Annotated in this window: 14 protein-coding genes; 11 read left to right on the forward strand and 3 right to left on the reverse strand. The window is 65.5% G+C overall.

Going from position 1 to position 12,485, the window contains the following annotated elements; all coding sequences use genetic code 11:
* Positions 1 to 93: 93 nt before the first annotated feature.
* From rfbD to Clow_RS02885, 4 genes are all read left to right on the forward strand, one after another.
* On the forward strand, positions 94 to 957 hold the full coding sequence (gene rfbD / locus Clow_RS02870) for a dTDP-4-dehydrorhamnose reductase (protein WP_055175930.1): 864 nt from the start codon (positions 94 to 96) through the stop codon (positions 955 to 957).
* On the forward strand, positions 954 to 1,820 hold the full coding sequence (locus Clow_RS02875) for a glycosyltransferase family 2 protein (protein WP_055175933.1): 867 nt from the start codon (positions 954 to 956) through the stop codon (positions 1,818 to 1,820). The genes rfbD and Clow_RS02875 overlap by 4 nt, the downstream gene beginning before the upstream one ends.
* Before the next feature lie 149 nt (positions 1,821 to 1,969).
* A complete protein-coding gene (manB, locus tag Clow_RS02880) occupies positions 1,970 to 3,049 on the forward strand; it encodes a mannose-1-phosphate guanylyltransferase (RefSeq protein WP_055175936.1) in 1,080 nt (359 codons plus the stop codon).
* A gap of 237 nt (positions 3,050 to 3,286) precedes the next feature.
* Entirely contained in the window at positions 3,287 to 3,577 is a 291-nt protein-coding gene (locus Clow_RS02885; RefSeq protein WP_370871895.1) for a WhiB family transcriptional regulator, read from the forward strand.
* An 82-nt stretch (positions 3,578 to 3,659) separates the two neighbouring features.
* On the opposite strand, the gene Clow_RS02890 is transcribed toward Clow_RS02885, so the two are convergent.
* Both Clow_RS02890 and Clow_RS02895 read right to left on the reverse strand, forming a co-directional pair.
* Complete coding sequence (locus Clow_RS02890; protein WP_055175942.1) at positions 3,660 to 4,169, reverse strand: hypothetical protein; 510 nt, start codon at positions 4,167 to 4,169, stop codon at positions 3,660 to 3,662.
* A 70-nt stretch (positions 4,170 to 4,239) separates the two neighbouring features.
* Positions 4,240 to 4,695 carry a metallopeptidase family protein gene (locus tag Clow_RS02895; protein WP_055175945.1) on the reverse strand — a complete coding sequence of 152 codons (456 nt, stop codon included), beginning with the start codon at positions 4,693 to 4,695 and terminating at the stop codon, positions 4,240 to 4,242.
* Between the two features lie 85 nt (positions 4,696 to 4,780).
* On the opposite strand from Clow_RS02895, the gene Clow_RS02900 reads away from it, so the two are divergent.
* The 4 genes from Clow_RS02900 (at position 4,781) to manA (ending at position 8,847) form a co-directional block, all read left to right on the forward strand.
* Positions 4,781 to 5,224 (forward strand): DUF3499 domain-containing protein, encoded by a 444-nt coding sequence (locus tag Clow_RS02900; protein WP_055175948.1) that lies wholly within the window; start codon positions 4,781 to 4,783, stop codon positions 5,222 to 5,224.
* Positions 5,225 to 5,289: 65 nt separating this feature from the next.
* The gene (locus tag Clow_RS02905) at positions 5,290 to 6,657 is read left to right on the forward strand and encodes a phosphomannomutase/phosphoglucomutase (protein ID WP_055175952.1); all 1,368 of its coding nucleotides are present in this window, start codon (positions 5,290 to 5,292) and stop codon (positions 6,655 to 6,657) included.
* A 20-nt stretch (positions 6,658 to 6,677) separates the two neighbouring features.
* Positions 6,678 to 7,610, forward strand: coding sequence for a hypothetical protein (locus Clow_RS02910; RefSeq protein WP_055175955.1), 933 nt, complete (start codon positions 6,678 to 6,680; stop codon positions 7,608 to 7,610).
* A gap of 46 nt (positions 7,611 to 7,656) precedes the next feature.
* Entirely contained in the window at positions 7,657 to 8,847 is a 1,191-nt protein-coding gene (manA, locus tag Clow_RS02915; RefSeq protein WP_055175958.1) for a mannose-6-phosphate isomerase, class I, read from the forward strand.
* 41 nt (positions 8,848 to 8,888) lie between these two features.
* On the opposite strand, the gene Clow_RS02920 is transcribed toward manA, so the two are convergent.
* On the reverse strand, positions 8,889 to 9,734 hold the full coding sequence (locus tag Clow_RS02920) for a hypothetical protein (RefSeq protein WP_055175961.1): 846 nt from the start codon (positions 9,732 to 9,734) through the stop codon (positions 8,889 to 8,891).
* Between the two features lie 279 nt (positions 9,735 to 10,013).
* Between Clow_RS02920 and Clow_RS02925 the strand changes: the two genes are divergently transcribed.
* From Clow_RS02925 to Clow_RS02935, 3 genes are read left to right on the forward strand one after another with little or no spacing between them, the layout of a single operon-like run.
* Complete coding sequence (locus Clow_RS02925) at positions 10,014 to 10,367, forward strand: DUF4259 domain-containing protein (protein WP_055175964.1); 354 nt, start codon at positions 10,014 to 10,016, stop codon at positions 10,365 to 10,367.
* Positions 10,368 to 10,415: 48 nt separating this feature from the next.
* The gene (gene ahcY / locus Clow_RS02930; RefSeq protein ID WP_055175967.1) at positions 10,416 to 11,855 is read left to right on the forward strand and encodes an adenosylhomocysteinase; all 1,440 of its coding nucleotides are present in this window, start codon (positions 10,416 to 10,418) and stop codon (positions 11,853 to 11,855) included.
* Entirely contained in the window at positions 11,855 to 12,481 is a 627-nt protein-coding gene (locus Clow_RS02935; protein ID WP_055175971.1) for a dTMP kinase, read from the forward strand. The genes ahcY and Clow_RS02935 overlap by 1 nt, the downstream gene beginning before the upstream one ends.
* The last annotated feature ends 4 nt before the right edge of the window (positions 12,482 to 12,485 follow it).

Consider the following 12,485-nt stretch of genomic DNA (forward strand, 5'->3'; position numbering starts at 1 on the left):
GGGGCTCCTCCAACGTACGGGGTCTCGGGTGCCCATCCGGGTACAATCCGGGGGCAAATACGTCAAAAATCTACTCCAAAGGAGTGTATCGCTGTGAAGGTGGTTGTCACAGGCGCCGCGGGCCAGATGGGGAGATGCCTGCGCCTGTGCGCACCCTCGTGGGCACGGGTGACGTGGTGTGATAAACGGCTTCTCGACGTCACGAGCCCCCGCTCCGTGGGGCAGTCGCCGGTGCTGCGCGGGGCGGACGTAGTGATAAACGCCGCAGCTTTTACGGCGGTGGACGCGGCGGAAACCCACACCCCGGAGGCCACGGCGCTCAACGCGCAGGCCCCAGGCCTACTGGCGCGCCGCTGCGCGGAGGAGGGCGCCCACCTCATTCACCTTTCCACCGACTATGTTTTTGGCACCGCCGCCCCGCGCCGCCCTTTGTTGCCTGGCGACGCCGTGGCTCCCGATACCGTCTACGGCCGCACCAAGGCGGAGGGGGAGCGCGCGGTGGTAGCAGCCGGGGGAAAGCATACGGTGGTGCGCACCGCGTGGTTATTCAGCGGGAACGTCTTGCCGGAGCACCGGGACTTCGTGAGCACCATGCTGCGCCTGGCAGACGAGGGGATCAACCCCACGGTGGTCAGCGATCAGACCGGCAGCCCCACCTTTGCACTCGATCTCGCCCGCGCGCTGTGGCACGTGGCCGCGGAGGAAACGGGCAGGGGAATGATGCACCTGGCGGGTACCGGCCAGGCCACCTGGTATGAGCTGGCCTGTGCCACCTTTGAGGCGGCGGGCCATGATCCGGCCCGCGTGCAGCCGGTGAGTAGCGAGCAGTATCCCACGGCGGCGCACCGCCCCCCGTGGTCGGTACTGGATTCTTCCCCCTCTGGCCGCTCCCTCGAACTTCCCGAGTGGCGCAGCGGCCTGGACCGGGCAGTCAGGGCTACACTTTCTGCACCATGAGCCCCGCGCCCCTTGCCGTTATTACTGTTACATTCTCCCCGGGCCGCCACCTGCCCGCCCTGCTCGATTCCCTGGGCGCGGCCACCACGCTGCCCACGCACGTGTTGCTGGCCGATAACGGCTCCACCGATGGTTCCCCCCAGGCGGCGGTGGGGCCGGGGGTGGAACTGCTGAATACCGGGGGCAATCTGGGCTATGGGCGCGCTATTAACGCGGCGGCCCGCCACCTGGCCCCGCGCCGGGAGCGTGGGGAGATTAACGGTGAGTTCTTCCTCGTGGTCAATCCCGACGTGGAGTTCACCCCCGGCTCCATTGATGAGTTGCTGGCTTGCGCCCGACGCCGCGACAACGCCGCCGCCGTGGGGCCACTGATCCGCCAAAACGACGGCAGCGCTTACCCCTCGGCCCGCGCCCTGCCCTCCCTGCGCACCGGCATCGGGCACGCCCTGCTGGGCAATATCTGGCCGAATAATCCCTGGACGCGGGCCTATAAGGCGGGGGAGGACATGAGCGAGGAACGCCGGGCGGGGTGGCTCTCCGGTTCCTGCTTGCTGCTGCGCTGGGCGGATTTTGAGGCCATCGGCGGCTTCGACGAGCGCTATTTCATGTACATGGAGGACGTGGACTTAGGCGACCGGTTGGGGCGCGCCGGGAAGGATAACGTGCTTTGCCCCACGGCGGTGATCGAGCACGATCAGGGGCATGTGGCGCGCCGATATTCCGGGGTGACGGTGCCCGCGCACCACGCCAGTGCCTATCGTTTCCTGGCCGACCGCTTGCCGGGGTGGTGGCGCGCGCCCCTGCGCGGCGCGCTGTGGGTGGGTCTGCGGGCTCGCGCGGCGGTGCTGCGGCTGCGGGGCTAGGTTAGGGGGCGTCGATAAGCGGGGTCAGGGTTTGCCTGCCCTCCGCGTGTCTCACTGCATGGGAGGGGCCGGGGTGCGAAAATAATTCTCGCTATCGCCTGTGCGTGCGCGGGCTGAGACGAAAAAAGAAGGAACCACGAAGTAGCGCTATGCCGAATCCCAAGCAGACCGACGCCGTGATTCTTGTGGGAGGCAAGGGCACCCGCCTGCGCCCGCTGACCACGAGCACGCCTAAGCCCATGCTGCCCACGGCCGGGTACCCCTTCCTGGAACACCTCTTGGCGCGCATCCGCGCCGCCGGAATGGAGCACGTGGTGCTGGGTACCTCCTATCGCGCGGAGGTCTTTGAGGATTACTTTGGCGATGGCTCCGATTTTGGCCTGGAAATCGAGTACGTGGTGGAGGAGCAGGCGCTGGGCACCGGCGGCGGTATCCGCAACGTCTACGACCGCCTGCGCTACGACACCGCGATGGTATTTAACGGCGATGTGCTCAGCGGCATGGACTTAGGTGCGCTGCTGCGCACCCACGAGGAGCGCGAGGCGGATCTGACCCTGCACCTGGTGCGGGTGGCTGACCCCAGCGCCTTTGGCTGCGTGCCCACCGACGCCGAGGGGCGCGTGCAGGCCTTCCTGGAAAAGACGGAGGACCCGCCCACCAATCAGATCAACGCGGGCTGCTATGTGTTCCGCCGCGAGCTGATCGAGCAGATTCCCGCGGGCCGCGTGGTGTCCGTGGAGCGCGAGACCTTCCCCGGCCTGCTGGCGGAGGGCAAGCGGGTATTCGGGTACGTGGACGCCGCTTATTGGCGCGATATGGGCCGCCCCGATGATTTTGTGCGCGGCTCCTCCGATCTCGTGCGCGGTATCGCCCCCTCCCCGCTGCTGGAAGGACGCGCCGGGGAGAGCCTGGTGGACGATTCCGCCGGGGTGCGCGACGGCGTGATCCTGGTGGGCGGCACCGTGGTGGGGCGCGGCAGCGAGATCGGTGCGGGTTCGCGTATCGACGACACGGTGGTCTTTGACGGCGTGACGGTGGAGCCCGGCGCGGTGATCGAGGATTCCATCATCGCCTCCGGGGCGCGCGTGGGGGCGAACGCCCGGATCAAGGGCTGCGTGATCGGTGAGGGCGCGCAGATCGGCGCGCGCTGCGAACTCCTTGACGGCATGAGGGTGTGGCCCGGCGTGGTGATCCCCGATGGAGGAGTGCGCTTTTCTACCGATGCTTAGGCTCAGCTGAGGATTGTGCACAGAAAAATCGGCACCACTATATATAGAGCCCCCGAGTGCCACCCCCGGACGGTAAGAGCTGTGACTACTGTGGTTTATGGTGTTCTTGACGTGCTGCTATGGAAAACGGCGGTGAAAAAGGCGCCGTAGAGGTTGACGATATGTAGTGACGTGGTGTTGAATCTCAACAGTGTAAGCAACTGTTGGATACGGAGAAGGGACCGTGGCGTGGAAGACATGGCCGACGACGCCACACTCCGTGGCGGCACCGCAGCCAAGCTGACTCTTGACGATCTCTTCGGGGCGGTAGAGCAGGAATGGCAAGAGCAGGCCCTATGCGCGCAGACCGACCCCGAGGCCTTTTTTCCGGAAAAGGGGGGCTCGACCCGCGAGGCCAAGCGCATTTGCCGGGCGTGCAGCGTGCGCGATGAGTGCCTGGAATACGCCCTTGAGCACGACGAGCGCTTTGGTATTTGGGGCGGGCTTTCCGACCGCGAACGCCGCCGCCTGCGGCGCGAGATTTCTTAAAGAGTGCGGAGAGATAGAGCCTCCCGTTTCCTGTGAAAGGTAAGCGGGAGGCTCTAATACTGTGCTCAGGTGGTGTTCGTACTCAGGCGCGCTGCGGGGCGCGATTCCTCGTGATGGCGGAATATAGAATAGCCACCACGAGCAGGGGGATTCCGCAGAATACCCAGGCGTAGAGGATTCCCAGGGACCACAACCCCGAGCCGTCGCCCAGCCCCGTGATGAGGGTATCCACGCAGTAATAAAGAGCGCAGCCCACCGCACCTCCGAGCGCGAGGCCGAGTGGCCCGGCGATCTGGTGGTGGGCAAAGCGGGCGCCCACAGGCAACAAAATGATGAGGATGATCGGGAGCGCGAAGGCCACGATGTCCTCGTTATTGACGGCGCGGGGGAGTAGTCCGAGCACGAAGGCGCTGATGAGCAGGCTGACGATTGCGGCTGCCGTGCCAAGGAGCCAGGTAGACCCCGTGGCCTGGGCAGAAACGCGGTGAGGGGTTTTACGTTCGATCAGGGCGATGATCCCGCCGCAGAAAAGGGCGGGAAGAATAATCATGAGTAGGGCAAGCAAACTGACGGATACGAGCGTTTCCTGCATGATGCTTCCTTTATTGACTAAGGAGGGCGCTCACAGAATAAGGCGGCAGGGCAGGCGGCGCAATAGATGCTTACCACTGAAAATCAGGGTTAATATCCCTCGGGTCGAGGTTCAAATAGGCCGCCACCAAGGCCGTGAGAATGGTGGCGAGGAGTTCGCGAAGTTCCTCCGTGGTATCGGCGCGCTGCTCCACGGGCATGCGGAAAAGCACGATCCGCGAGCGGGTGGGATTGCCCGCCGCGTCCACCCCGGCGGGGATAATGCGGCCCAGGGGAACCGGGCCGTCGGCCACGATCTCGGGGGGCAGCACCGTGAGATCGGGGCGCAGTTGCATGCGGGGCACGGTGTCCACGGCCACGTCGAGGTTGGCGAGCTGTTCGTGGAATTGGGCGGCGAGGGGGGCGTAGGCTTCGAGCACGGCGGCGTCGAAAAGCTGCCTCCTGCTGCGGTAACGCGGCAGGGTGGTGGGCAGGAGCGGCCCGCGCAGTCCGCGCTGCCGACGATCCCGGAAAGCCCTGGTGTACATGCCCGCAAGCCTACGGCGTGGGTGGGGCCGGGCCGTGGTGGCGCGCCGGTGGGGTATTCAAATCTCAAGTGGAGGTCTAGACTCTATGGGCGTGAATCAATTTCGTCGCTGTTCCCGTCCCGGCTGCGGCAAACCCGCGGTAGCCACGCTCACCTACGCCTATGCGGAATCCACGGCGGTGGTGGGTCCGCTGGCGCCGTCCTCGGAGCCGCACAGCTGGGATCTGTGCGCGCACCACGCGGAGCGGATTACCGCCCCGCTGGGCTGGGAGATGCTGCGCGTGGAGGGAATCGACGTTGACGAGGACGAGGAGCTGACCGCCCTGGCCGAGGCCGTGCGGGAGGCAGGCCGCTTTTCCACGGGGCTCGTGGCGGGTCATGATCCGCAGGGGGAGGAGGCCGCGGATCACGCGCTGCGTCCGGATACCTCGGTGCACCCGGTGCACCGCTCCAAGCGGCTGGCGGAGGAAAAGCAGCGGAGGCGCGCACACCTGCGTGTGGTGCGTGATGAGGACGAGGAGAACCCTTAAGTCCCACGCAGCCACTAAGCTAGGGCGGGTGACCATGCACACCGACCCAGGAGGACTTTCTTTTTATGCGCACCCGTGAATCCGTCTCTGCCGTGATTAAGGCCTATGATGTCCGCGGTGTCGTCGGGCGCGATATTGATGCAGAGTTCGTCCGCGATGCCGGGGCGGCTTTTGCCCGCCTGCTGCGCGAGGAGGGGGAAACCACGCTGGCGGTGGGCCATGACATGCGCCCTTCCTCCCCGGAATTATCCCGCGCCTTTGCCGAGGGTGCCACCAGCCAGGGGCTTGACGTGGTGTTGCTGGGGCTGACCTCCACCGATGAGCTGTACTTTGCCTCCGGCTCGCAGCAGTGCGCGGGCGCGATGTTTACCGCCAGCCACAATCCGGCGGAATATAACGGAATCAAGCTTTGCCGCAGCGGTGCGCGTCCGGTGGGCCAGGATACGGGCCTGGGCGATATTTCCCAGGCCCTCGTGGAGGGCGTGCCGGCGTATGAGGGCGAGCCCGGCACCATCTCCGAGCGCGACGTGCTGGGGGAATACGGCGCCTACCTGCGTTCCCTGGTGGACCTGAGCGAGATTCGCCCGCTGGTGGTGGCGGTGGATGCCGCCAATGGCATGGGCGGGCTCACCGTACCGGCGGTATTCGAGGGGCTGCCGCTGGACGTGCGCCCCCTCTACTTTGAACTGGACGGCACCTTCCCCAACCACGAAGCCAATCCGCTGGAGCCGAAGAACCTGGAGGACCTTCAGCGCTTTGTGGTGGAGCAGGGCGCGGACATCGGACTGGCCTTTGACGGCGATGCCGACCGCTGCTTTGTGGTGGATGAGAAGGGACAGCCGGTGTCTCCCTCGGCCATCTGCGCGCTGGTGGCGCAGCGCTATCTGCGCAGCAACCCCGGCGCCACGATCATTCACAACCTCATTACCTCCCACACCGTGCCCGAGATCATCGAGGAAAACGGCGGCACCGCCGTACGCACCCGCGTGGGCCACTCCTTCATCAAGGCCACGATGGCCGAGCACAAGGCCGTCTTTGGCGGCGAGCACTCCGCGCACTACTACTTCACGGAGTTCTTCAACGCGGATTCCGGGATTCTGGCCGCCATGCACGTGCTGGCCGCCCTGGGCGCGGGTGAGCAGCCGCTTTCCGAGCTCATGGGCCAGTACAGCCGCTACGAGGCCTCCGGGGAGATCAACTCCACGGTGGACGATCAACAGGCCACCACGCAGGCCGTGGTGGAGGCCTTCAAGGATCGCGCGGAATCGGTGGATACTCTCGACGGCGTGACGGTGCAGCTCGCCGGAACCCCCGCCTGGTTCAACGTGCGCGCCTCCAACACCGAGCCTCTGCTGCGCCTCAACGCCGAGGCTCCCACCAAGGAGGAGATTGACGCCCTGGTGGCCGAGATTCTGGGGATCATCCGCGCTTAAGTAACGCTATCCTCGGGGGCATGACCACGCCTTCCGCCGAGATGATGCGCTTTTACCGGGTGGCCTATGAGGGCGCCCAGGTGCGCACGGCCGCCCAGCTCACCGAGGTACCGGAACTTGTGGGCCATCGCCCGCGCAGCGTGGTGGTCATCGCCACCGACACCATCGCGGAGGCCAGCGCCCGCCTACTCATGGCGCTCAAAGCGCCGTTGCGGGTGCCGGTGGTGGTGGCGCGCACCCTGCCCAGTTATATCGGGGCGTTGGACACCGTGGTGATCGTGGGGAGTCGCGCCGAGGACGAGGAGGCCGCCCGCGCGATGTCCGTGGCCGCCTCGCGCGGGGCGACCGTCGTTTATGCAGGTCCCGCGGAAGGGCCGTTGCGCGAGGACGCTCCCGAGCGCGCCGTGCTTCTCGACGCCCCGCAGGCCGCTCCCGCCCTTTCTCCCGCGCGCACGCTGGCCGCGGTGGGAACAGTGATTGATCTCATGGAGGAAGATCCTCACCTCGTCGCCACCCGCCTTCATCACCTGGCCGATGCCGTGGATGAAGAGGTGGAGCGCGTTCATCCGCAGCGCGAGGAGGTGGTCAATCCCGCCCGTCAACTGCGTTCTTGGTGTGCGGGAGCGCAGATCATGCACACCGGGCACGGCCCGATAGCCCAGGCCATAGCCGAGGTGGCCGCCCGCGTGTGGAGCGCCTACGAACTGCCCAGCGGGGTGGCAGAACCACAGGAACTCGCCGGAGCCACGGCTCAGCGCGATCCGTTCTTTGATCCCTTCCTCGACGCTGCTCCCGCAGTGCTACCTTTGAAGGTCGTTGTGTGGACCTCCCCGGAGGCCCTGATACCCGGCGGCTTGGAGCAAAATACGCCCGCGGCCGCCCAGGGGCATACCGCCGAGGCGCTATGCCTGATTGCCCGCGCCCTGGCGGCCACGGTACCGCTGGATTCGTAGGGCGCACGGCGCAAGCAAGAAAAGCAAGAATGAGGAGAAACACCACATGGATAAGCTCAACGGGATTATTCGGGCCTACCCCTGGGGATCGCGGACCCTCATTCCCGGCCTGCGCGGGGAGCCGGTTCCCTCGGAGAACCCCCAGGCCGAACTCTGGTACGGCGCGCACCCGGCCTCACCCTCGGTGGTGGCCGCCACGGGCACGCCTCTCGACGCCCTCATCGCCCAGGACCCAGAATCACACCTGGGCTCCCGCGTGCGGGCCGCCTTTGGTGATCGCCTGCCTTTCTTGCTGAAACTCCTCGCGGCGGCCGAGCCCCTTTCCCTTCAGGCCCACCCCTCCAAGACTCAGGCGGAGGAGGGTTTTGCCAGGGAGAATGTGGAGGGAATCGACCTTCATGCGGCCCACCGCAATTACAAGGACGATAATCACAAGCCGGAACTCATCGTGGCGCTCACGGAGTTCACCGCGATGGCGGGCTTCCGCCCCCTAGATCGCACCCTCGAACTCTTCGAGGCCCTAGACTGCGCGGAGGCGCAGCGCTACCTCGCCATGCTGGATAACCAGGGCGAGGAAGAAAATAACCTGCGGGTGCTCTTTACTACCTGGATCACCATTCCCCACGCGGTGCGGGTGAAGCTCATCGAGGCCATCGTGGAATCGGCCCGCCCCCTGGCCGGGCGCGAGGACTGGATCGGCGGGGTTCTGCGCACCGTGCTCGACCTTCAAGAGCGCTACCCCGGAGACATCGGAGTGCTGGGCGCGCTGCTGCTCAACCACATTCACCTGGAACCCGGCCAGGCCATCTACCTGGACGCGGGCCAGCTCCACGCCTACGTGAAGGGCATGGGCGTGGAGATCATGGCGAACTCCGATAACGTGCTGCGTGGCGGCCTGACCTCCAAGTACGTGGACGTGCCGGAATTGGTGCGGCTGCTCACCTTCGACTCCCTGGTCAATCCCACCGTGGAGTGCGATGCCGATGGCGCCTACCCGGTGCCCAGCACGGAGTTTCGGCTTAGCCGCCATGAGGTTGGCTCCGGTCAGGAGTTGAGCGTGGACCACGATGGCCCCTCCATCCTCATGTGTACGCAGGGCACGGCCACAGTAAAGGGAGATTCGGGGGAGGAGCGCCTGCACGCCGGGGAGGCCGTGTGGATTCCTGCCTGTGAGCAGGAAGTGGCGGTATCCGGTGCTGACTCGGGAGAAGCCGAGGTGTTCTGGGCGCGGGTATAACCGCGAGGTTTTATGAGTTCGGGATTTCATTCCCGGCGCGCTTAATCCCGCCGCGCGGAAAAGAGCGCCGAGGGAAGAGCAGCCTCGGAGGCAGCAGGCTCTTCGCTGTTGCCGCTATTGCCAGCGGCGGGCTCGCTCGTGGCCGGGGCGGGGTCGTCGGTAGCCCTCGGCTCGGTGGGAACCTCGGCGTCCTCCGGCACGCGGCGCAGTCCGCCCTGTTCTTCCTGCTCCTCCGAGGTGGGATTATTTTCCTCGCCCAAGGGGAGGGAGGGGATGGGGAGCTCGGAGATGCCGGGGAGCTTAGAGATTTCCTCCTGGGCCTGCTCAATGGCCTCGGAAAGGGAGGGGCCATAACCGCTGGGCTCATCGGGAGTGGGAGTGACGTTTTCGCTGGGGGGTGTCACGGGAGTGCGGGTCGTGGGCGCGGCGGGCTCAGCGGGAGGCTGCGGGGCCTCGGAACGCTGGGCTACGGGGGCGTCGGCAGTTTCGCGGGGCGCGGCGGCAAGGGCGGTATTCTCCCCGCCATTGCCGCTATCCTTGCCGAGGTCCTGCGCGGAGATGCTATCGGGGCGATAGATCTTCGTGGGCTTTGCACGCAGCAGGGTGGAGGCATCCTCGTGTTCTTCGCGCTGCTGCGCGGCCAGTGCCTCCGGGGCCGCGGCATCGCGGTGCGTTGCGGTTTCTTCCTGCTCGCCGGACTTCGTGGTGGTGGGTGCGCTGGTGGTTTTGTCGACAGCGGAGGTTTCTTCTGCGGTGGAGTGCTGGGAGCGCGCCGCTGCGGAAGGAGGAGACGGGGTGGACACCCGCCACACGATCACGCCGATGGCGGCCGCGGCAAGTATGCCCACGGCAATAAACACCATCGCCTTGCGCGTGTTTATGTTCACCTGTCTTCTCCTCTTCCCGATGCCCCGTGCCGGGGATATTTTCGGTGTGTTTTACTGGCGTGCTGCGCTCGTGCCGCCTGGGGAATATCGCAGCCGGATGAAAGTAACAACCTGATAACGAACTTATCAGAAGTGAACGTTAAATCAAGAGCATCTTTTTCCCACCACGCGGCCACCACCGAGCCCGCAATGGCGCGTAAGTTGGCACAGTGTATGGCGCGGTACCACCCAGCAGGAGGATGCTGGCGCGGGACGGGATACAAGAAAGGAAAGAACATCATGGGTGCATGGGATATGTCCATCTTTGCCGAGGAAGCCAACGAGGAGTTCCTAGAGGAGCTGGGCAACCTCGACGAGGCCGAGATCGTGGAGGCCATTCGGGATGCCTGCGTGCTGGCCGCCAAGCAGGATTCCCCCAGCGAGGAGGAATACCTCAACGGCCTGGCCGCCGCCACGGTGGCGTCGATCTGGGCGGGGGCGCCGTTTTCCGCCGGGGAGGTGGCCGACGCCCACCCCTTCCTGCGCGAACTCATCGGCGCGGGCGATGAAGAATTGCGCGAGGTTGCCGGGGAGTTGCTGGAAAACGCCGATACCCAGGAGGACCTTGAAGTGTATTTGGAGGCCCTTTCCTAGCGCTAAGGTAGTGGGGGAGAATCCAACCCTAAAAAGGAGCACCCTCCCATGAGCACTCCCTTGCCGTACAAGGTGGCCGATCTGAACCTCGCTGAGGCGGGCCGCCACCAGATTCGCTTAGCGGAACACGAAATGCCCGGACTCATGGCCCTGCGCCGCGAGTACGCCGAGGAGCAACCGCTGCGGGGCGCGCGGATCGCGGGTTCCATTCACATGACGGTGCAAACCGCCGTGCTCATCGAAACGCTCACGGCCCTGGGCGCCGAGGTGCGCTGGTCCTCCTGCAACATCTTCTCCACGGACGACGCCGCCGCGGCGGCCGTCGTGGTGGGCACCGGCACCCCCGAGCAGCCGGAGGGGCCGGCGGTATTCGCCTGGAAGGGCGAGACCCTGGAGGAATACTGGTGGTGCCTCGATCAGATCTTTGACTGGGGCGAGGGCGAGGCCCCGAACATGATCTTGGACGATGGCGGCGATGCCACGATGGCCGTGATTAAGGGCGGGGAATACGAGCGCGCCGGGGCGGTACCGGAGGATATGCCGGATGATTCCGATGAAGAGGTGGCCTTCCACGCCATGCTGCGCCGGGTGCTGGCTGCCGACGCCCGCCGCTGGACCCGCACGGCGGAGACGGTGCGCGGAGTCACCGAGGAGACCACCACGGGTGTGCACCGCCTCTACCACTACGCCCAGCAGGGCACCCTGCCCTTCCCGGCGATGAACGTGAACGACGCGGTCACCAAGTCCAAGTTCGATAATAAGTACGGCACCCGGCACAGCCTCATCGACGGCATTAACCGCGCCACGGATATGCTCATGGGCGGCAAGAACGTGCTCATCTGCGGCTATGGCGACGTGGGCAAGGGCTGCGCGGAGGCGATGAAGGGCCAGGGCGCTCGGGTGAAGGTCACCGAGGTAGATCCGATTAATGCCCTCCAGGCCCTCATGGAGGGATTCCCCGTGGTCACGGTGGAGGAGGCCATCGCGGAGGCGGACATCGTGATTACCGCCACCGGCAACCTGGGGATCATCACCGTTGAGCACATGCTGGCCATGAAGGATCACGCGGTGCTGGGCAATATCGGCCACTTTGATAATGAGATTGATATGGCCTCTCTGCTGCACCGCGAGGACGTGAGCCGCCAGAACATCAAGCCGCAGGTAGACGAGTTCACCCTGCCCAACGGGCGTTCCATCATCGTGCTCTCCGAGGGGCGCCTGCTCAACCTGGGCAATGCCACCGGCCACCCGAGCTTTGTGATGTCCAATTCCTTTGCCGATCAGACCATTGCGCAGATCGAGCTCTTCCGCAACGCCGAGCAGTACGGCAAGGAGGTGTACCGCCTGCCGAAGATTCTGGATGAAAAGGTGGCGCGTATCCACGTCGAGGCCCTGGGCGGCTCGCTCACGGAATTGAGCAAGGAACAGGCCGAATACATCGGCGTGGAAGTGGCGGGACCCTTCAAGCCGGAGCACTACCGCTACTGATGATTATTTGCGTAGAAGGCATCGACGGCGCAGGGAAGAACACCCTGGTCAGCGCCCTGCGGGCGGAGCTTGGGGCGGAGAGCCTGGCCTTTCCCCGCTATGCGGAATCCGTGCACGCCCAGCTCGCCAGCCGCGCCCTGTACGGGCAGATGGGCGATCTGGTGGAGTCCGTCTACGGCATGGCCACCCTTTTTGCGCTGGACCGTCACGGGGCGTTGTCTCAATTGCGGGAATATGAAAACAACGGCCTCCTCGTATTAGATCGCTACGTGGCCTCCAATGCCGCCTATTCCGCCGCTCGCCTGGCCCCGAAGGGGCAGCAGCGGGCCAAGGAGGTGGTGGAGTGGGTCTACGACCTAGAGTTTGAGCAACTGGGCCTGCCGAGGCCCCACCTCCAGGTGCTGCTGGATACCGCACCCCAGGTGGCGTCGGCACGCGCCCAGGCGCGGGAGCGTAGCGACGCCACCCGTACCCGCGATCAGTACGAACGCGACGGCGGCCTCCAGGAGCGCACTTACGGTGCCTACCGGGAGTTGGCGCGGCAGCAGTGGGCGGGGCCGTGGCTGGTAGCCTCAGAGCCGTCGGAGGTAATCAACGCAGTGCGCGATCTCGTGGAGGGAAAATAAAAAG

This window comes from Corynebacterium lowii (assembly GCF_001412085.1).
In the GTDB taxonomy this organism is placed as follows: Bacteria; Actinomycetota; Actinomycetes; order Mycobacteriales; family Mycobacteriaceae; genus Corynebacterium; species Corynebacterium lowii.